Raw genomic sequence first — 19,577 nt, 5'->3', positions numbered from 1 at the left:
CGGGAAGGAGGGGCCTTTCCCATTGCTCAAAAAACAGATGGTCAGGAATTCCAAGCGCGGGTGTTTGTCCGCGCTTACATGCAGGCACTCAGTTGGCGGTGTCGTCCTTGTCGGACTTGCCGGCGGGGGTCTTCTGGCTGCCAAGCTGCGCCACCAGCTGCGACAGGTCGGCCTTGTTCTGGAGAATGTCCTCCAGCAGCCGCTCGAGTTCTTCCGAGCGATCCGCCTTGCTCATCAGGTCACGCAGTTCGTTGCGCGCTTCCAGCAGTGCCTTCAAAGCCGGCACCTGGTTGACGATCGAGCCCGGCTCAAAATCGTCCATGCCCTCGAATTTCAAGGACACGGGAAGCTCTGTTCCGTCGTTCTGCAGCGTGTTTTCGACGGAGATGGTCAGCCCCGGCGTCATGCGACGCATGACATCGTCGAAATTGTCGCGGTCGATCTGGACGAACTTGCGCTCGCCGAACGGCTTCAGGGGCTGGGTCGGATTGCCGGAAAAGTCGCCGAGCACGCCGACGACGAAGGGCAGCTCCTTCACCACCATGGCGCCTTCGGTTTCCACTTCGTATTTGATGTGGACGCGCGGCTTGCGCACTCTTTCCAGTTTCTCATGCACACTTGCCATCGGGATTCTCCTTCATGCCATCGGCAGATTACGAATTCGGACTGTTGCAGATACCTGTCGGGCCATGCCCGCCTGGGTCAGGCGCCTCTAACCTCGCTGTTCGCCATGAGGCTGAATTCCCGCCGCCGTCAGCACCGCGTTGCGCGTCTGCTGTTCCGGCAGGAGTTCGGCTAGAAGTTCGGAAAAATCCATGCGACCGCGGCGCACTAGCGTTTCGATCGACATGGAAATCGGTGAATGGGGCTCAGCGCGACGGAAATAGCGCGCGACGGCGACCAGAAGCTCGAATGCCTCTTCGCGGGATCGGATGGTGTCGGCGGTGACCGGACGCGTCCGGACAGCGTCTTCCTCGCCCGCAACCGTTTCCGCAGAACCGGAATCCGGCGTGTCCGATACCGGAGGCTCCGGTGTGCCAACAGGCGTCTCGATGCCCGCCAGCACGCGAATTGCCGAAGCGGCTTCTTGCAGAACATTGCGCGTATTGGAGCTTGGTGGCGCCTGATCGCCGCAACGCGCATCTAGAATTGCGACCAAACCATCGAAAGCGGCGATGCATTCCGTGACGACCCTGAGGTGGTCTGTCATGCGTGCGACACCGGCTGCATTCGCCGCTTGCTGCAGATCTTCGCGCCGGTCGGCTTCGTTTAGGCGTTGTGAGAGCTGGAAATCCCAAAGCGAAAACCGCGCGAACTTGCCGTCTGGAACTAATGAAGTCAGACGGATGGCCTGAATGATTGTGCCTTCGCCGCCTATACCGTTGAGACCTGCTAAAGGCGCAAAACGCTCCTCGAAATCTTCGTCGCCGATCGAATGGAGCGCATCAAAATAGTTGTCTAAAAGCGACGCGATAGCTTGGTACACGTCGCGCAGGCCCTCGAAGCCGCGGAGCCGTAATTGGGCTTCGGCAAGCCAGGCTAATACTTCGATATCCTTGCTATGGGAAGAAAGAATCTGCAATCCAAGATTGCTTACGTCCTGCCAGGCAGATGAAATCACAATAGCTTCACCCGGATTTACACCGCGCTCCGCCGTCCTAGCTGCGCTTCTTGCGTCCTTAATTCTATAGTATATTTCCCGCGATACAGTATTGGTTCGCACGTTTTCTCCGCACGGGCCATTTATTCCTAGTGGATCTATGATTTGTCGAAAATTCACGCTGTCATAAACTCCGAATTTAAGAGATTAAGTTCGCGGTTCATCATCCTGCGGTCCCTATACTGCCTTGTCAACCTCGCAAAGAATGTAACAGATTTATGACAACTGTCGTGACCCACGGATTTTGAAATAGAGCAGTTTTTTTTCTGGACAAGGGTGAATGACCGCCCTAGTTGTCTCCTGGCATCACGAAAGCATACTGAATTTCGACGTAAAGACAGGAACTGCCGGATGTCGCCGATTGATCTAAATCGCATGATCAGAGCGCTTGAGCCCGATTTACGTGTCGGTCTTGAGACAGCCGCATCGCTGGCTGCACGTCATAGTCACTCCGTCGTCGATGTTGCCCACTGGCTACGCTCGCTTCTTGACATCGCACAATTCTCGGCAGTTTTCGAACAGCTGAGAGTGTCCTCCGAAGCACTGCGAACAGAGCTGGACGCGACGATTTCTGATATCCGCCGGGAGGATGGAGCCTCTCTTGTCCTTTCGCAGAACCTCTTGTCCCTGGCCCGTGAAGCATGGCTGGGTGCATCGCTCCAGTACGGCCGTAATAGCGTCGTTCTGGCCGACCTGCTTAATGTGTTGACGAGCGACCAGGCCTTGCGCCCCATTGCGCGTGGCGTTGCACCATCGCTGCTGAGACTCGACCGGGTACGCCTCGACGGCATGCTTGAAGAAGCGGCGGGCGGCGATAGTGACGGCGGTGCAGAGCCTGCGTTCGCAAGGCCGGCATCCTCGGCACAGGAAAATGAATTTCTGCGGCTCTATACGCGCGACATGACTGATGATGCCCGTGCCGGACGGATCGATCCGGTAATAGGTCGCGATCGCGAGCTCCGACAGATCATCGATATCCTGATGCGCCGTCGGCAGAACAATCCTATCTTGGTGGGCGAAGCCGGCGTCGGCAAGACCGCAGTGGCGGAGGCGTTGGCCCTGGAAATTGCGGGCGGCAACGTACCCGACCGCCTCAAGGACGTGAAGTTGCTGCTGCTTGATCTCACCCTCTTGCAGGCGGGTGCGGGCGTCAAGGGCGAATTCGAGCGACGCCTTCACGGCGTCGTCGATGCAGTGAAGACCTCTGTTGAGCCGATCATCCTGTTCATCGACGAGGCGCACGGGCTGATTGGCGCCGGCGGCCAGGCAGGTCAAGGCGACGCCGCCAATATTCTGAAGCCTGCGCTGGCGCGCGGAGAGCTACGCACAATCGCCGCCACCACCTGGAGCGAGTACAAGCGTTTTATTGAAAAGGACGCTGCACTGACGCGCCGGTTCCAGACCGTGCTTGTGCAGGAACCGGACGAGGAAACCGCAGTGCGCATGGTGCGCGGGGTCGCGGAAGCACTGAAGGTCCATCATCAGGTCCGGATCCGCGACGAGGCGATCATTGCCGCGGTCCGGCTTTCCGCCCGCTACCTGCCGGCTCGACAGCTTCCGGATAAGGCAATCAGTCTCATCGACACCGCTGCGGCGGCCGTGGCGCTCGCCCGGCAAACCACGCCGGAGGCGCTTAAACTTCTCTCCAATGAAGATTATTTGCTGGAAACAGAGTCCAACTGGCTGATCGCGGAGCCGGAAACACCTGAATCGGCAGCGCGGTTGATCGAGATTGCCTCCGAGCGCGGCATGATCGTCGCGGAGATCGCAACGCTGCGGTCAAAATTCGAAGAAGAGATGCGGCTCGCAAGGGAAGCCGACCGACTTGAGGAGTTTTTCGCGGATCAGACGACGGTCCTGCCGCTGGCATCCGCAGAGCCTTCGGGCGATGGCACGAATGTTGCACCTTTCCCGCCGCAATCCATGACGCCGGAGGCCGCCCGAGCCGCCTTTGCGACGACCGAACGAAGCCTTTCAGCCCTCGCCGGAGAAACACCGCTCGTGCCCCGCGTCGTCGACAAGGACGTGGTGGCGGCGATCGTCGCCCGCTGGACCGGCATACCGGTCGGCAAGCTGCTGTCAGACCAGGTCGAGACCGTGAAGACGCTCGACGTGCGCCTGAAAGAACGCGTGCTCGGACAGGATCTGGCGATCGAGCGGATTTCCTCGGCGATGCGGGCCGCCCGAGCCGGCCTTTCCGATCCGCGTCGTCCGCCGGCGGTATTCCTGCTAGTCGGCATGTCCGGTACCGGCAAAACGGAAACGGCGCTGTCGCTGGCTGACATGCTCTATGGCGGCAGCCAGCATCTCACCACGATCAACATGTCGGAGTTCAAGGAGGAGCATAAGATCTCGATGCTTCTCGGCTCGCCGCCTGGTTATGTTGGTTACGGTGAGGGCGGCGTGCTGACCGAAGCGGTGCGGCGGCGACCCTATGGGGTACTGCTACTCGATGAGATCGACAAGGCGCATCCCGGTGTCCAAGAAATCTTCTACCAGGTGTTCGATAAAGGAACGTTGCGCGACGGCGAAGGCCGCGACATCGATTTCAAGAACACGACCATTTTCATGACCGCCAATACCGGCTCCGAGCTGTTGTCGGCACTTGCTGCCGATCCGGATACGATGCCGGAAGGCGAAGCGCTCGAACAACTGTTGCTGCCGGAATTGCAGAAACATTTCAAGCCAGCCTTCATCGGCCGCACCACCGTTCTGCCCTTCATGCCGCTTGGCCGCGAGACGCTGTCCGGCATCGTCGATATCCAGATCGGACGTATCCGCGAGCGGGTCGGATCGGCCTATGGCACGTCGCTGGCGCTGTTGCCGGAAGCCCGTGAGGCACTGGTGTCACGCGCTAGGACGAGTGATCTCGGCGCAAGGGCGATCGAGGTCATGATTGCCCGCGACCTCTTACCCGTTCTGTCAACTTTCCTCCTCGACGCAGTTGCGGAGGGACGAAGGGTCAAAGCGATTTCCATCAATTACGACGGCCTTCGGTTCGGCATCCAGTCCGAAACCGCCGCGGCCGGACCGCAATTCGACATGCCTCGGGAAACTGGGCTGGCGGATGACGAACCCCGCGCCGCAAGCCTGCCCGGGGATCAGCAGGACGAAAGGCACAACGGCCTTAGACGCAACTAGGGAATCAATAGCTTACAGGAGAGCTGATAGCATGCCGATTTATCTGCAGATTGACGGTATTCAGGGTGACGCAACCCACGAGCAGCATCGCAAATGGATGGATATCGAATCCATTCATTGGAATGTCTCCCGCAACATGAACACATCTGCCGGTTCCGCGGCAAATCGTGAAGCTTCCGAGCCGACTGTTTCGGAAGTCATCCTCACCAAGGTCAGCGACTCTTCGTCGACCAAAATTTTCCAGGAAGCGTGCTCGGGCCGCACCGGCAAGCGCACGGTCATCCATTTGGTGACCACCGGCAATCCGGGCGAGACTTATATCGAATATACGCTGACGAACACGCTTATCGCCAGCTATTCGATCGATTCGAGCGGCGACCGGCCGGTTGAAACCGTGAAGCTCAACTTCACCAAGCTGGAAGTGAAATACACGCCGTTCGACGAAAACCAGGCGCCGCAGTCGCCGATGATCGCGTCCTACGACCTCGCGACCACCAAGGCAGCCTAAATCTGACAAAACGGGCGCCGAGTCACATCGGCGCCCAGTTACTTAACGTTGCCCGGTTTCGAGGAGATCATTTCCATGAGCGCACCGGATATCGAAAATGTCAAACTGACGAACTACAACCTCATCATCGAGGAAGTCTTTGACGAGAGTGTCTTCGGCATGGTTGCGCCGAGTACCAAGATCAAGGGCATCAAGGTGATAGGCACCAGCCATCTACAAGTGCTGCGCAGCATCTATACGCTGACGATTGGCCAAGACGTATATTTCAAGGGCCGGAAATTGCAAGGTTCGCCTGGCGTGCGCGAAATGCTGTCGGAAATCTTCGAGCCCGGAACGCAGTTGACGACACGCTCGAACGGCAAGCACGGCGTGCTCCATCGTTATCTCGGGAAAAAGAACATCTTCACCGCCAAGGCGCTGGAGCACTACAGGGCTTCCGCGACGCTGCCCTTTCTTCGCATGTATGGCGAGGATCCGGCACCAACCCGCCTGCTCTACGGAAATCCGGCGGTTACGTTCCTGCAGAAAACCGGCCAGCGTCCTATCGCGGCGGCGTATTTCAACAGCGCCACCAACCGGCTGGAGCTTCTCCATTATTTCGAACGCCGCACTTTGATCGACAATTTCCAAAAGCATTTTTTGGAAGCATCCGATGCGGCGGTAGGCTGAAGGGTCTTCATTTATGGATAATGCTTCCTCCGCTGCCGACTTCATCCAGGCGAGCCGCATCCTCAAGATTGTTTCGCCGCTGGGGGACGACCAGCTTCTGCCAGAGCGGGTGACGATCGAGGAGGGCGTCTCATCGCTGTTCGAGATCCATCTCTCGGCGCGCTCCAAGCAGCCCGTCGTCAAGCCGGAGCAACTGATCGGACGGCTGATGGACGTTTCCATCGAGGTGCAGCAAGGCGACGGGGAGGCGGGGTCAGCCATCCGACGGCCATTCAACGGGTTGGTTACGGAGCTCAACGAAGGGCCGCCGATTACCCGAGGTCTGCGATCCTACTCGATGGTTCTGAGGCCGCAGATGTGGCTTCTGTCGCGTCGCTCCGACTGCCGCATCTGGATGGACAAGACGTCGATCGACATTGTCGAGACGCTGTTTTCCGAGCATGGAATTCCGGCGCCCGACACATCCGGCGTCGTCGCTCCTCCGCCAGCACAGCATTATTCGGTTCAATGGAACGAAACCGACCTCGCCTATCTCACTCGTCGCTTTGAGGAAGACGGATTGTTCTACTGGTTCTCCCACGAGGACGGTAAGCACAAGCTGCACGTGGCCGACAGTGCGTCCGGCTGGCTTGGACCATCGCCCTCGTCGCAAGGGGAGGGCAGGGTGCGCCTGGCGCAGGGCTCCTCCGACCGCAATCATATCAACGACTGGGCCCGGCGCTTCTCCTATGTGCCGGGGCAGCGGGCCGGCGCCGACTGGAACTTCGAAACGCCGCGCATGGTGCCGGGGACGATGACGCCATCGCTCGTACAGATGCCGGATGCGGTCAAACGCGAGCTTTACGAATATCCGGCGCGCATTTCCTCCGTTGCCGAAGCCGAACGCGCCGAGAAGCTGCGCATGCAGGCCTCGGAAGCTGATCATGACCGGGTGTTCGGCGCCTCTACCTCGCGCATCCTGGAGGCCGGCCGGCGCTTCACCCCTTATGAGGTTGCGCATCCCGATCATGTCTATGAAGAGCATGTGATCCTCAAGGCAGTGCACACCGTCGTCGATCGCTCCTACGAGACCAACTCGAACGAGCCGGAATTTCGCAACGAGTTCGAGGCTGTACCCTCACGCGTGCCGATGACGCCGCACCGGGAAACGAAGCGGCCGCGCATCGAGGGCACCCAGGTGGCGATCGTGGCGGGTCCCGCCGGCGAGGAGATCCATCCCGACCAGTATGGCCGCATCAAACTGTGGTTTCCTTGGGATCGTAAGGCGAAGAAGGACGGCTCAGACACCTGCTGGGTGCGCGTCAGCCAGGCTTGGGGCGGCGGCACATGGGGAGCGCAGGTCATTCCCCGCATCGGCATGGAAGTGATGGTCGCCTATGTCGACGGCGATCCCGACCGGCCGCTGGTGACGGGAGTGGTCAACAATCCTTCCAACGCTGTTCCCTACGATCTTCCGGCCAATAAAACCCGCATGGTGCTGCGCTCCAACACTCACAAGGGTCAGGGCTTCAACGAAATGACCTTCGAGGACGAGGCCGGACGGGAGAACCAGTTCTTTCACGCCCAGAAGGACCAGACCACGCGAGTGTTAAACGATCGCATCAAGCGGGTCGATCGCCACGAGGTTGCTGCGGTCGGCGGCAATCGGGCTGTCGAAGTCTCCGGCAACCAGAAGCATGAGATCGGTGGATCGGTGAATACGGTAGTCGGCGGCACGGGGCCGATGGCGCAGGCGCTGATGGGCGCGGTTCAGGCGCTTTCGGGTCAAACGGCAGGATTGCTGTCGCAGGCCGGCCAGATCGCGGGCGGCGGCGCAGGCCTTGCTGCCTTTGCCGGCACGATTGCGTCGTCGGCTCTGGGGTTTCTCGGCGCCGGCGGGCTCGGCAGCCGCGAAGGCGTTGTGTCAGGGCCTTCGCCGCGGGCTGACGCAGGCACGGCGTTGGCAGGCTCCGGCTCCGGTGTCGGCGACGCCGCATCCAACCTGTTTCCAATGCCCGGCATCATGAACACGATCGTCGGATCGTTCAAATCCGATACGATTGGCATTGCCCGCACCGAACAGATCGGCGTGAGCAAGGTAACGCATGTGGGCCAAACCTCATTGGAAAAAGTCGGCAGGTTTAAGAAGGTGATTGTCGGGGAGGAATTCGTCATCGAGTGCGGTGCCTCAAAATTCATCATGCGCAAGGACGGCACGGTGATCATTCTCGGGACGCATTTCAACTTCACCGCATCTGGCCCGACCCAGATCAATGGCACTGTCGTTGATCTGAACAAGCCCGGCGGAGGGTTTGACGAGGCGGAACCAAGTTCTTCCGACAGCACCGCAAGCGGCTGAGGCGCCGATGTCTGTCGATAATCGCACACCGTTTCCGGCACTTGCCTTCCGCCAATATAATTTGGCTGGCGACCTTCTGGGCGTGGTTGTCGCGCGCGGCACATTCAAGTTGAGTAACGGCGGCCCTTTGGTTCTGGATGATATTCAGCGGCCGCTGGAGATGGTGGATACATACAAGGGCGATCCGCACCAGACGCCTCAGACAGCGTGTACCGATCTTGCCCCGTTCAAGCCGAATACGGATGTCACCTTCATCGGCTCGGCCTTTGCGCCGGATGGCGTCGAAGCAATATCCTGGACATGCGGGCTGAAGGTTGGTCCGGTGGAAAAACGCCTGCGCGTCCACGGGCCGCGTTTATGGCGTGCCAAGACCCGGAAGACATGGCGCGGCTTGATCGATCGCGACAAGGAAGATCTTCTTGAGGGCTGGGAGCTGACAGAAGGCGAACCTGTCGCCCATGTGCCTATAGACTGGCGTCTTGCCTTCGGAGGAAGGATCGAAGGCGGAGAAGTATTCGAACGCAATCCGATCGGAACAGGCCTTGTTGACGAGGCCCTCTTTCGCGAGAGGCCGGAATGGCCTGCACCACAAATCGAAGACGAGAATGAACCTATTCGCAATGTCACAGATCGACCGGCGCCGGCCGGTCTCGGGCCGATGTCGCCGTTCTGGCAAGACCGCCTTTCGCATGCGGGGACTTATGACGAGGCCTGGCTCAACGAGCGGCACCCGCTTCTTCCGAAGGATTTCAAGTTTGCCTTTTGGCAGGCTGCGCATCCAGACCTGATCGCAACGCCCTGGCTGAACGGCAACGAACCCTATGAACTGGATCATCTCCTGCCAAGCCGGAAAATGTTTCGGGGTTCCCTACCGAATATCCAGCTACAGGTCGAGATCGACCAAGGCGATGGCCCGTCGCGCGGCCCAATGGTTCTCGACGGAGTGCATTTCGATATGCGGCCAGGCGTCGGCCGGGTATTTCTGACGTGGCGCATCGGTTTCCCCTGGCCAAAAAGGCGCGGCCTTCCAAAGCTCATAGTCGTCAGCACAAGCGCATCCACAAAGGTCCGTGACCATGTCTGATGATCAGCCCTTGGTCGTGGAGATCGTCGGCGGCGGCAAGATCGTCGATACGGCTTCCATGCCGCCGGGCGTGCTCGATTCCTATAATGCCGCGCTCGCCAGGGGCGATGCATTTTACAGCTCCGATCCTAATGCAGCGAAACAGGAATGGGCGGAAGCCGATCGCATCGCCGCTCCCTACACCCGTGAGGCCAAACCCAAGCCACGCCCTGCGGCACCCGATCCTGCGCCGCCGGAAATCATACCTGACAACAAGAAGGCGATCGCCGTCTGCCTTTCTCCGGATGTCTGCCTTTCTCCAGATAAGCCCGTACCCTATTCGGTCTACGGTACGGCGGATAACGACCACAATTATTCCCCGAACGTGCGAGCCAACGGCGAGATCATCAAACGGCACGATTCGAAATTCACCCAGACGTTCGGTGACCAGCCAGGCAGGGTCGGGATCAAATCCGGCACGGTCGGTGATGTCGTGGAGCCCGTGACCTCGTCGCCGATTGTGCGTGCCAACGGCGTGCCGATCCAGCGTCACGCGGATCGCTGCACATTGAACAAGGGCAATACCGAGGGAGAATATTGCTACGTCCAGTCGACCGAGACGCAGAAGGCACCAGACGGGAAAGAGGAACAAAACAAATCCTTTTTCGACGGTGCCAAGGAGCAGGTGGGCCATTTCTGGTCTGGCATGAAGGCAACGTCCGACGAAGCATCCTTCGTGGACGGGGCTGTCAACAAGATCGGCCAATGGTATAGCGGCGAAGCGTCCATGTTAGAGGATGCCAAGGGTCTCTATAACAGCCTGCCGACCGGTTCGGAAATCTGGGAAGGAACACAGAATATCGGCCGTGGCGTCGTCGATGTCGGCGGAAAGGTGATCAACGATCCACTCGGCAGCGCTCAGGCTGCCAAGGATTATGTCGTGGATGGTGTCAAGGGAGCCGCCGAAAGCGTCGAGAAGGGTTACGACAAGCACGGCATATCCGGAGCTCTCGGGGCCGGGACGGGTGTCCTCGCCGGCGTGATCAGTCCCGGCAAGAAGCTGAAAATGCTGAAAGAGGTTGGGGAGGGCCTCGAAGAGGCTGGCGATATCGGCAAGATCGCCCGCGAGGCCGAGCATGTAAGGGATGCGAAGAAAGCTGAAAACGCCAGTGAGAATGTCGACGGCAGCGGCGGCGGACGCGTCACTCGACGCTTCCATGTGGAATGCTTCGACCTACCTGACAATCTCAAGGTCAAGGCCGGCGAATACAAGCGGCAGCTTGACGAGCAAATGGATTATATCAATTCTAAGATGACGGCCGACGACATGGCCTATGCGCATTGGGTGTTGGAAAAGGCCGGTGGGACCGGTGCACTTCGGCAGTCGTACCAGCAGACCAAGCATCGAAATCTTTATAAGCAATACCTGCGTCAACAAGGTAAGACAGAATCCGAAATTGCCGATGCGGTCGAAGGGCAGGCGGCTACACACTTTTTGGACATGGTTGCTGGCGGCAATCCATCGGTTTTTTCCACAGATGCGAAGGGTAATCCGATTTTGGGCGATTCTGAAGTGAACTCCTATATTGGGAACCAGTGGACCCAAAAAGGTCGAGCGGCTTCTTTGAGGAAGGAAGCCGAAAACATGCGGCGCAACGGCACGGCGCTGGAGAAGATGAATGTCGAACTGAAACTTTGCGAATAGGCCTGCGATGCACGATAATTTCAGATACTACCTAGAAAAGTACCAGCCTGTGTCGGTCGAGGAGAAGCCGACTGCTGCCGTGATTGCCCGCTTGTCGACCATCTATCCCGCATCCCTGGTCGAGTTCATCTCGGAATACGGCTTTCCATCTTTCCATGGCGGCATGTTCCAGCTCTGCGATCCGGATGAATTCAGGAGTGTGCTGGCGCTTGTCTTCAAGGCGGATCCGAATTTCCGCCACGACGAATGCCATGTCGTGGGCTACACTGCCTTCGGTAACCTGCGGTGTTGGTCACCGAAATATTTTGAAGTTGATGTCGAGCTTCCGCTGGGCGCCGTATACTGCCCACCTCTCACCATGCCTGGATGGCAGCAGACTGCTTCTGCCGACCATGTGGCAAGCGGCATGGTGCCTGACCGAGAGGATTGCGATTTTCTCGACGCCGATGGTGAGCCGATGTTCGATCGATGCGTGGCGGCCTACGGACCGCTGAAGAAAGGCGAGTGTTTCGGCTTCGTGCCGGCGCTTGCGATTTCCGGCGCGTTTGGTCCGCTTCAACGCGTTGAAAACATCAAACGCCTGTCGGCGCTCGAACATTTCAGCATTCTGGCCCAGCTCGACGAGTTCGCTTTGATGAAGATCACGCCGAGCGACATCGTGCCGGTGCGTCCCATTGGCTGAACGCGTCTACCGCCTTGTCCAGCGGTACCTGCCAGCACGACGTTGTCCCGCCCGCGATTGAAATGTCGAACCGATTTGACATGTCTTGATGGGTATATCAGCACGGAAGGATTGGCGAATGGCGTGGGTTTTCACCCCCTACAAAGGGTTATCGGATATTCGTTTTCGACAAGATCGCGAGGAGGTCGAGAGGGTTCTGGGCGAACCCCAAAAGGTCAAGCGGACATATACGGGCAAGACAAGGCTGGAATACAGCATGTCAATGCCCGCTTTCGTGTTCGCCGATGGCGAACTTATCGAGATGAATCTGCTGCCGGACGTTTCCGAGCCATTCGAATACAGGGGCATGGATCTCTTTGCCATGCCGGAAGACGAGGTCTTGCGGCAATTGGAGCAGGATGATCTAAACGTGCGAGAGTCCAACGGCTTCATCATTTTTTTCGGCTTGGGCCTGGCATTGACGGGTTTCCATGACGAGATGCCGGAGCAGAAGGCGATCACACTCTTTGGCCACAATCACCCTTGGATCGAGAAAAGGCCGACGATGCAGGCAAGCAGCTTCCTGTAGTTTTGTGGTTCGGTCGCAGTGAGGCTGAGGCGAGTATGGAGTGGGAAATCCTTTCCTTCGAGGGGATGGGGCCTGTCCGGTTTGGGATGACACCGGAGGAGGTAGCTGCACATGTGGGCGCCCGACCGATCGAAGCGCGGCCTGCGGCCAGGCAGCTTCAACGAGTTTCGCCGCACCAAAGCGCCGATCGTGCGCTATAAGGACAACCGGGTTAAAGAAATCGAAGCATTCTACGACTTGGAATCCGTCACGTTCCAAAAATCGATGTTTTCCAGACAGACGGAACCGCATTTCTTCGCTATCTGGAGGAACTCAATGGCGGGACAACAATCTCTGTCGGCATTATCCTTTTCGATAAGCTCGGGCTGACCACCGGCCGTCTGGATGAAGGTCCCCGCACCGGCCATTCAGTGACCGCTTTTGCAGCTGGACTATGGGACGAAAAAATGGACGACTTCGAGAGTATCAGCTTTTCGTAACGACATTCGATGACTGCGGGACTTAATTGGAAAGAGGCCGTAACAGACGATGGAATGGGAAATCACACCCTTTATCGGCATGGGACCAATCCGTCTCGGATTATCGCCGGCCGAGGTCAAAGCGATCATCGGCCCGCCCGAATCCGCCGATGACGACGACGGATATCTGCGCGAGTACCGCGCGGTAGAGCTGCCGATCGTGTCCTACGAAAACAACGTCGTGACCGAGATCGAGGCATCTCACGATGTGGAGAACGTGACATTTCGCGGCCGACGGATTTTCGACGAGCCGGGACTGACGATCCTCCAGTTCCTGGAACAGGAAAACGGCGGCGCGCGATGGAATGTGGGAACACTGCTGTTCAAGGATATCGGCATCACGTCCGGTCGACTTGATGAGGGCGCATGTGGCGATCACTCAGTAACAGCTTTCAGCCAGGGCCTCTGGGACGATCGGATCGGAAGGTTCAAGGAATTGACGTTCCTCTGATCGGGGACGCAGACAGCAGCGGTCGGCGGATGGCATGGGTTTTTATTCCCTATGGAGGGGCGTCGGATATCGCGACAGCTATGGTAGCGTTCGCGGCTTCCTCGTCAAACTCGGCATTGACGAGGCAGGGATCGATAAGCTGAGAGGTAGCCTGTGCTAAAGGCGGCACCGGATGTGGATTGCCACACCTTGCCTAAGGCAGTGCGATGACTTCGGCGGTGAAACTCTCAAGCCGTTTCTTGGACTTTTTAGTGATCAGCGGGGCGGTAGCGGCTAGCATAGTTGGGGCTTCAAGGGCGGTAGCGGAACAACTTTTTCGATCAAAAATGCCAATCCTGCGCTCAATGCCGGCCGGGCCCAAAAATCGTGGGTCGTTCCGACGCGGCTTTCAAGGAAAAGATATTTAAAAAAGTTCATGAGCCGGTCCTGGCTTGGGAGAAACAGAACCGGCTCGCGGGTGGCAAAGACTAGTGCGACACACCCGATATGAAGCTCGGGCTTTGGTTCTCATGATCGGTCCCGCCAAGATCACTCATCCCGCACTTTGCGAGCTCCTCGACCAGTGAGCCTAAAGTTAAGTCGAGGCAATAAGCCGAAAACTCGATTTCAAGACCTTTGGCGCTGTCGCGGGCGTAGGTGACGAGGCGTGCGAGAGAGGTCAATTCCTGCATGCGATCGACAGCTTCTTCAATTGTTTGTTCAAGGGCTTCGGATGCCATGATCAATCCTCGCGTTTCCAATCATCACCCCAGTGGTGACGGGTTCCGTTGCAAAGGATAATTCAGAAACTGAAGAGATGCGCGTGACACGGGCGTGACACAGCTTGAAGTGTCTGGCCGGGCAGACTCACAACCATGAAACCCTACAGAACTTTCCGCCACGTTGCGGTAGAGGCAAAATCCCACTCCATCGGAGCCGGCTGCCGTGCATTTTCAGCGGCAGCAATTGTATCCAGCAACTCCAGAGCATCAAGCCGCTTCTGATTGACAGCGTTGGCCCGCAGGAGTTCCTCCAGGCGTTTACGCGAGGGGTATTCTGGCAGGTCGGCATTGGCGACGACCGTCCTGTATGTCCGGTCCTTGAAAAACAGTCCTTCGGCACTTGCCCTGAGGCTTGAGTATTCCACGCCTTGAAGTTCGTGCTTCGCCAACAAATGGTCGAGGGTGGCAAGGACATTGACCAGAGGTTCTGATAGCGACAAGTACTTCATCTCTGGTGGTCCGTGGATCTGAGCGACATCGGAATCATCGACCATTTGGCCACTGGCATATTGGGCATAGATTTTACCGACGCCAATCATTCCGAAGGCTGCGCACTCTGCGGCCCTGAGCGCCCCCATACTGCTGGAGCCGTACACTCGAACGCCGCTTGAGAGGGCAAAGAGGATCTCCTTGTGCCAAACAGGCGCGACATCTTCAAAATAGCCGTCGATCAAGCCGATGGTCGTCACGCCTTGATTGACGGCATTGAGAATATCGCGGTGCACGGCCGGGCCGCGGATTTCGATACCAGCTGGAACAAAGCCTGCCACATCCGGAAGCGTTGGGCCTACAAAAACAATCTTCATGGAGAGAACAGCGCTTTTGAGATGGCCCTTGATCCAAACTGTCGCCTTCGCGCCCCATGCGGGTTTTCAAGATCTGGAACGAAGACTTTTGCGACTGAGAAAGGGAGGTCGGGCTGCGTCAATGGAACCACGATCACCGAGCTTATGGAAATGTTTCGAAGCTTATCGAGGACGGAGTCGAACATTGTGCCCAACCGGGTAGAGCCGGTTGTCTTCTGGAAAGGCATAGGCCGTGGATGAGCATTGAAATAGCTTGAAAACTCCCTAGGCAAAGGTCGTTGGAATGTCTCTGGATAGATGTCGTCCCGCGCGCCGCTAATATAGGTCAGGCGGGATTGGATCGCCTCCGTGATAGCCCGTATCGCGGCCCGGAGGGGGTCCGGGTGGGCGCCACTACCCTTGGTCACATCGATAAAGCGAGGTTGGCTCAGCCTGCCGATCACGACCGGGCCTAAGAATGCGGCGAAACACGGAATACCGATATCGCTGGTGATATCGAAGAGCCGAACCGACAGGCCGGCGCGAGCGATCCTTCCGACGAGATTATCTATGACCGGATCCTTGAAGCTGAATGGGTCGCAGCAGGTCTCAAGCCGTTGTTCTTCGGCAGCAATGTTCCATAAGGTTTCCGCATCCCGTTCGATGCGTTCAAGAATGCCATGGAAGCTTGCCTCCAGAATCGAGTTGCCGGATGCCAAACCATCCGATGATTGCCAGAATCGAACCGCTTCTGGTGTGCGGTCCAGGACAACAGCCTCACGGGGAACCCAGGCCTCGCTCTTCGACAAAACGTCTGATCCGCGAACCCACGCAGTCATCTCCCTATCGCCAATGTCCGCCTGACCCTGTGCGATCAGGCTGTCGAGGCTATCGACCGAAAACCCTTCGGCCTGAAGGTCTACTCGTGTTGCGGTAACGGCATCGATAAGCGGGTTTCCAGCGATCGAGCGTTCAAGGGCCTCCATTGAAGCGGAAACCCTTGCGTCAGCATCGGTGATACCTTTCCCGTGATGAATGACGATGGAACGGGCATTCGGAGAGACGGCGCTCCAAACCGGTACGCCGATCCTGTCGAGACCCGTTAGCCGGCAAACACGAGTAATCCCATAGCGCGGCAGGAAGGGTTTGATGCGGCCGAGCGTCTCTTCAGCCGAGCAGATACGGTCTGAGTAGATGGGGGAGGGGGCAGTGACCTTAGGAGGTTCGGGTATTAGCATCTGGCTGTTCAGTCATACCATATTCCCAAGGCCGCGCCGCTCGCATTATCCGTCGAGATGCCCGGAGAATGCGTCAGCTGCCGATTCCACGGCAACGGAGAAATCCACTCGCTTGATGATCGCGGCTCCCCCAGCGCGCAGCTTGCTTGCTGCTTCCAACGGGCTTCCCGCCGGTGGCTGAAACGGGGCGACTGTCCCCGCTTCAAGATCTGCAACCCATAGGCCGGCTTCCCCAGGCAATCCGATAACGACGACTTTAGCCATGCTGTTAAATCCCTCTCTGTTGAAAAACGTGTTTCAAAAACCTGCTTTTCGCAGGCCATCACGGTAGTGATCTTTCTGCCATTGTTCTTTCAAGGGTATGACAGCCAGCCATGTATCGACATCGAAATCGGGATTGGTTTCCCGTGCCTTGCGCACAAAGGTCTTAGCCCGTCTTTGATTGCCGAGCATTGCCCAGCTCGCGGCCGAAAGGCGGTTTGCAAGGCCGCTGTCGGCCATGCGGTCAATATAGGACAAGGCCTGAGTATACTCTCCCAGGCAGTAGCTCGCTCCGGCTCCCGTCCACAGATAGACATCGGGGCAGAGCGGGTTGAGATCGATCGCCTTTTCGATCTTCTCCAGTGCCCGCCGAGGCTCGGAAGCATGAACGAGGGTATCAGCATAGTCCGCAGCAACATCGGCGTAGTGCGGGCTTAAAGTTTCGGCCAATTCCAAAGCTTCGACGCTTTCGTCAATGCCGCCAAGAAGAAGTTTGGCGACCCCGAGCTCCCTATAACCGCCGACCATGTCTTGCCCTGCGGCTATGGCTTGATTGGCGTGCTTTTCGGCCTCTTTCAGAAGCTGGGTGTCGCCTCGCGCGGTGATCAACCATTCGCGAGAATAGGTTCGTGCTATGCCGCTCAGGGCGGGCGAGAAATATGGACTGTCGTGGAGCGCAGTGCGAAATTCCTTGCGTGCACGGCGGATATCGGGAAGATCGAGGTTCTTCAGGTACCGCTGTCCAAGTAGATAGTGCTGGTAGGCCGCCGGGCTCCGCTCGAAATATTCCCGGGCCAGTTCGTTGCGTTCGATCTGACCCGTGATCGCAATGGAAATCCGGCGGGCAATCTGCCGGCGCTGGGCGGCCAGACTGTCTATCTCCATAACGTACCGGTCGGCCCAGATGACTTCGTCGTTCGCGAAATAGATCAACTGCACGAACAGGCTCGCTTGGCCGCCGTCCCCACTCATTTTTGTGTCCAGCACATAGGAGATCGAATGCTGTGCAATCGTATTGGCCTTGTCGGAGCGCCGTCCGATTTGAGCTGCCGTATAGGGCGCGACCACGGAGACTGATGTCAGGCTACAAAGTGCGATAGTCACGTCTTCGATGAGTGCATCGGCGAAAGGCAAGAAGGGTTGATTACCGGCGACGCTCTCCACCGGCGGCAACAATACCAGCCTCGGGACGGCGCGGCTGGGGCCTTTATCCGGCTTGACAACAGGTGGGTGTGCTTTGTCTTCCCGTGGAATGGATACGATACCGCGCTGCTTTTCGAAGACCTTCCTGACGACGTTCAGCGCATGAATGTCGGGACCAAGTGTCAGGTTACCCCATAACTTCTGTTTCTGGCCGTCGAAAATGTTTCTGGCGGTCCGCAGTTTTCCTTCGGCAGAATAGGCTTCTGCAAGCACGGCGACGATCATCTCGTCATCCGGGTGCTGCTGGAAGATCCGCAGTGCCGCCTCCTTGACCAGCGCAACGTCTGATGCAGATTTCGCGATCGGAACCGCGCCCATCATGGTATCGCGCAACCGGGTTAGATACTGCTCCTGCTGCTGCTTGATCCATTCCGAAAGAGCGTCGTTTTTGACCTCTATGCTTTCGAGAAACAATCGATTGAACAATCCCACCAGCGCTCGCAAACCGCTGAGCGCATCCAACGAGGGCGGCATCTGCAGTTCAGCGACGTCGCATTGTATCGTCCGTTCATCGAGCTTGATATCGGACGCCGTGATTTTGATGAAGCGATGGCCCAGTTCCTGTTGCCGGGCCTCCATTCGGGACAGTGTCTTGCGCAGATTGGCATAGGCTTGCGCCAGTTCGACCTTGTCCCACAACAGCTTCGACAAAGCGGAGCGCGACTGAGCGTGAAGCGGATGCGCAAACAAGTAGGCGAAAATAAGCAGGCCCTTTTCCGGAAAGGACACCGTGTTCCCATCCGCGTCCAAAAGCCTCAAATCCCCCAATGTCACCAGCTTGAACGCCATTGCTCCCCGCGAAGTTTATGTGATGGTTGACGAATGCGGCCAATGCCAAAACTAGCCGTTCAACGTGACTTCCCTGGCCGAACGATCTTCATTAGTCATCACCAAGGGGTCTTCCGTCTGCGCCATCGCCATGACCAGGGACACGATCTTCTGGCGGACTTTTGGATCGGAAATTTTTACGAAAGATTGATTGAGCGTGATGCCCTCGCGCGATTGCAAGAATTGGGCGACATCGTTCATCCCATGAAAATTCCCGATGCCGGCAGTCGTGACCGGTTCGTCACCTTCCTGACCAAAGAAGAAGCTTGGCGGAACACCGAGAACCGTTGCAATCTTTTGCAGCCGGCTTGCGCCCACCCGGTTTGCGCCTTTCTCGTATTTCTGCACTTGCTGAAACGTGATGCCGAGTTCGTCAGCCAGCCTCGTCTGGCTGAATTTCAGCATGATGCGACGCATCCGGATACGTCCGCCGACATAGACATCGATCGCATCAGGGATTTTCTTTGCCAACATGGATGGTCTCCTAACAACTCACGGTTTCGTGTCATCAGGAGGGGCGCTGCGGTAGCAGATCGGCTGGACACGGTGCATTTTGCAGCTTGTATCCAAATCAGCAGAAATTCAACCTATAGTATCGGCGGTTTTCAAATTTCAACAAGTTACTTTTGTAAGGCAAGTGTGGACGTTCCAGGCCTCCTCGTTCGGCGTCGGAAGAACTTCACGTTGCTGGAGGAACTTTCGATCTTGGCAGGATCTCACACGTTCAACGGGACGGTCTTGATTGGTTTGCCGATGATCGGTAAAGCCGGTACAAATGGCTTCATTTGCCACCTGTCGATAAACTAGATGTTCATCGACAGTTTTGAAGGTGCGAACCCGTGACGTCTGTCATCCTCAATTTTGTGACTGAGCTGTATCGGTCGGCCTACGAGGTCTCGAAGGTGTCAAACCTTGAACGTCGGCGGTTAGTTGGACGCGCCGCGACAATGATTTCGGAGCAGCGGATACAACTCGCGGCTACCGGTAACGTCCTATCCATGCCATCTAGCGTGATAGCCGGCCTAGACACCGTTTTTCCAGAGGTCGGTGACATGCCCGAGCCGTTCATGAGCCACATCCTTCTGGAATGCGCGGATGAGATCCGAAGGTTGCATGTCTTGAGCGCGAAGACCCAATGATGGGAATGCCGGCCGGATCGAACAGCTCCGCCTCCCTCCAGAGCCAACTCTGGTCTTTG

Annotated in this window: 18 protein-coding genes; 10 read left to right on the top strand and 8 right to left on the bottom strand. The window is 57.6% G+C overall.

Going from position 1 to position 19,577, the window contains the following annotated elements; all coding sequences use genetic code 11:
- Positions 1 to 88 precede the first annotated feature (88 nt).
- Together tssB and tssA are read right to left on the bottom strand one after the other, a co-directional pair.
- Positions 89 to 625, bottom strand: coding sequence for a type VI secretion system contractile sheath small subunit (gene tssB, locus EPK99_RS04175; protein ID WP_128441359.1), 537 nt, complete (start codon positions 623 to 625; stop codon positions 89 to 91).
- 87 nt (positions 626 to 712) lie between these two features.
- Positions 713 to 1,723: a type VI secretion system protein TssA gene (tssA, locus tag EPK99_RS04170; RefSeq protein ID WP_245455640.1), complete on the bottom strand. Its 1,011-nt coding sequence runs from the start codon at positions 1,721 to 1,723 to the stop codon at positions 713 to 715.
- A gap of 288 nt (positions 1,724 to 2,011) precedes the next feature.
- Here tssA and tssH point away from each other — a divergent pair, with 288 nt between their 5' ends.
- The 10 genes from tssH to EPK99_RS04120 all read left to right on the top strand — a co-directional run bounded on the left by tssH (position 2,012) and on the right by EPK99_RS04120 (position 13,303).
- The gene (tssH, locus tag EPK99_RS04165) at positions 2,012 to 4,801 is read left to right on the top strand and encodes a type VI secretion system ATPase TssH (protein ID WP_205909043.1); all 2,790 of its coding nucleotides are present in this window, start codon (positions 2,012 to 2,014) and stop codon (positions 4,799 to 4,801) included.
- Positions 4,802 to 4,832: 31 nt separating this feature from the next.
- Complete coding sequence (locus EPK99_RS04160; RefSeq protein WP_128441355.1) at positions 4,833 to 5,309, top strand: Hcp family type VI secretion system effector; 477 nt, start codon at positions 4,833 to 4,835, stop codon at positions 5,307 to 5,309.
- A 75-nt stretch (positions 5,310 to 5,384) separates the two neighbouring features.
- Entirely contained in the window at positions 5,385 to 5,978 is a 594-nt protein-coding gene (locus EPK99_RS04155; protein ID WP_128441353.1) for a hypothetical protein, read from the top strand.
- A gap of 13 nt (positions 5,979 to 5,991) precedes the next feature.
- A complete protein-coding gene (tssI, locus tag EPK99_RS04150) occupies positions 5,992 to 8,316 on the top strand; it encodes a type VI secretion system tip protein TssI/VgrG (RefSeq protein ID WP_128441351.1) in 2,325 nt (774 codons plus the stop codon).
- A gap of 7 nt (positions 8,317 to 8,323) precedes the next feature.
- Positions 8,324 to 9,400 (top strand): DUF2169 family type VI secretion system accessory protein, encoded by a 1,077-nt coding sequence (locus EPK99_RS04145; protein WP_128441349.1) that lies wholly within the window; start codon positions 8,324 to 8,326, stop codon positions 9,398 to 9,400.
- Positions 9,393 to 11,084 (top strand): PAAR-like domain-containing protein, encoded by a 1,692-nt coding sequence (locus EPK99_RS04140; RefSeq protein ID WP_128441346.1) that lies wholly within the window; start codon positions 9,393 to 9,395, stop codon positions 11,082 to 11,084. Before EPK99_RS04145 ends, EPK99_RS04140 begins: the two co-directional genes overlap by 8 nt.
- Positions 11,085 to 11,091: 7 nt before the next feature.
- Entirely contained in the window at positions 11,092 to 11,766 is a 675-nt protein-coding gene (locus tag EPK99_RS04135; RefSeq protein WP_128441344.1) for a GAD-like domain-containing protein, read from the top strand.
- A gap of 118 nt (positions 11,767 to 11,884) precedes the next feature.
- The gene (locus EPK99_RS04130; protein WP_128441342.1) at positions 11,885 to 12,334 is read left to right on the top strand and encodes a hypothetical protein; all 450 of its coding nucleotides are present in this window, start codon (positions 11,885 to 11,887) and stop codon (positions 12,332 to 12,334) included.
- A gap of 111 nt (positions 12,335 to 12,445) precedes the next feature.
- The gene (locus EPK99_RS04125) at positions 12,446 to 12,703 is read left to right on the top strand and encodes a hypothetical protein (protein ID WP_128441339.1); all 258 of its coding nucleotides are present in this window, start codon (positions 12,446 to 12,448) and stop codon (positions 12,701 to 12,703) included.
- A 159-nt stretch (positions 12,704 to 12,862) separates the two neighbouring features.
- Entirely contained in the window at positions 12,863 to 13,303 is a 441-nt protein-coding gene (locus tag EPK99_RS04120; protein ID WP_128441337.1) for a hypothetical protein, read from the top strand.
- Positions 13,304 to 13,770: 467 nt separating this feature from the next.
- Here EPK99_RS04120 and EPK99_RS04115 read toward each other — a convergent pair whose 3' ends face one another.
- From EPK99_RS04115 to EPK99_RS04090, 6 genes are all read right to left on the bottom strand, one after another.
- Positions 13,771 to 14,022 carry a hypothetical protein gene (locus EPK99_RS04115; RefSeq protein WP_245455638.1) on the bottom strand — a complete coding sequence of 84 codons (252 nt, stop codon included), beginning with the start codon at positions 14,020 to 14,022 and terminating at the stop codon, positions 13,771 to 13,773.
- 143 nt (positions 14,023 to 14,165) lie between these two features.
- Positions 14,166 to 14,870, bottom strand: coding sequence for a TfuA-like protein (locus EPK99_RS04110; protein WP_128441335.1), 705 nt, complete (start codon positions 14,868 to 14,870; stop codon positions 14,166 to 14,168).
- Positions 14,867 to 16,087 carry a YcaO-like family protein gene (locus EPK99_RS04105; RefSeq protein ID WP_128441333.1) on the bottom strand — a complete coding sequence of 407 codons (1,221 nt, stop codon included), beginning with the start codon at positions 16,085 to 16,087 and terminating at the stop codon, positions 14,867 to 14,869. Before EPK99_RS04105 ends, EPK99_RS04110 begins: the two co-directional genes overlap by 4 nt.
- Before the next feature lie 45 nt (positions 16,088 to 16,132).
- Entirely contained in the window at positions 16,133 to 16,351 is a 219-nt protein-coding gene (locus EPK99_RS04100; RefSeq protein ID WP_128441331.1) for a hypothetical protein, read from the bottom strand.
- Between the two features lie 33 nt (positions 16,352 to 16,384).
- Entirely contained in the window at positions 16,385 to 18,340 is a 1,956-nt protein-coding gene (locus tag EPK99_RS04095) for a DNA-binding protein (protein WP_128441329.1), read from the bottom strand.
- A gap of 51 nt (positions 18,341 to 18,391) precedes the next feature.
- Positions 18,392 to 18,850 carry a helix-turn-helix domain-containing protein gene (locus EPK99_RS04090; RefSeq protein WP_128442156.1) on the bottom strand — a complete coding sequence of 153 codons (459 nt, stop codon included), beginning with the start codon at positions 18,848 to 18,850 and terminating at the stop codon, positions 18,392 to 18,394.
- Positions 18,851 to 19,577 lie beyond the last annotated feature (727 nt).

The organism is Neorhizobium lilium (assembly GCF_004053875.1).
GTDB classification, from domain to species: domain Bacteria; phylum Pseudomonadota; class Alphaproteobacteria; order Rhizobiales; family Rhizobiaceae; genus Neorhizobium; species Neorhizobium lilii.
The sequence above is the reverse complement of the archived record's forward strand: the minus strand, read 5'-3'. Positions and strand labels throughout refer to the sequence as shown.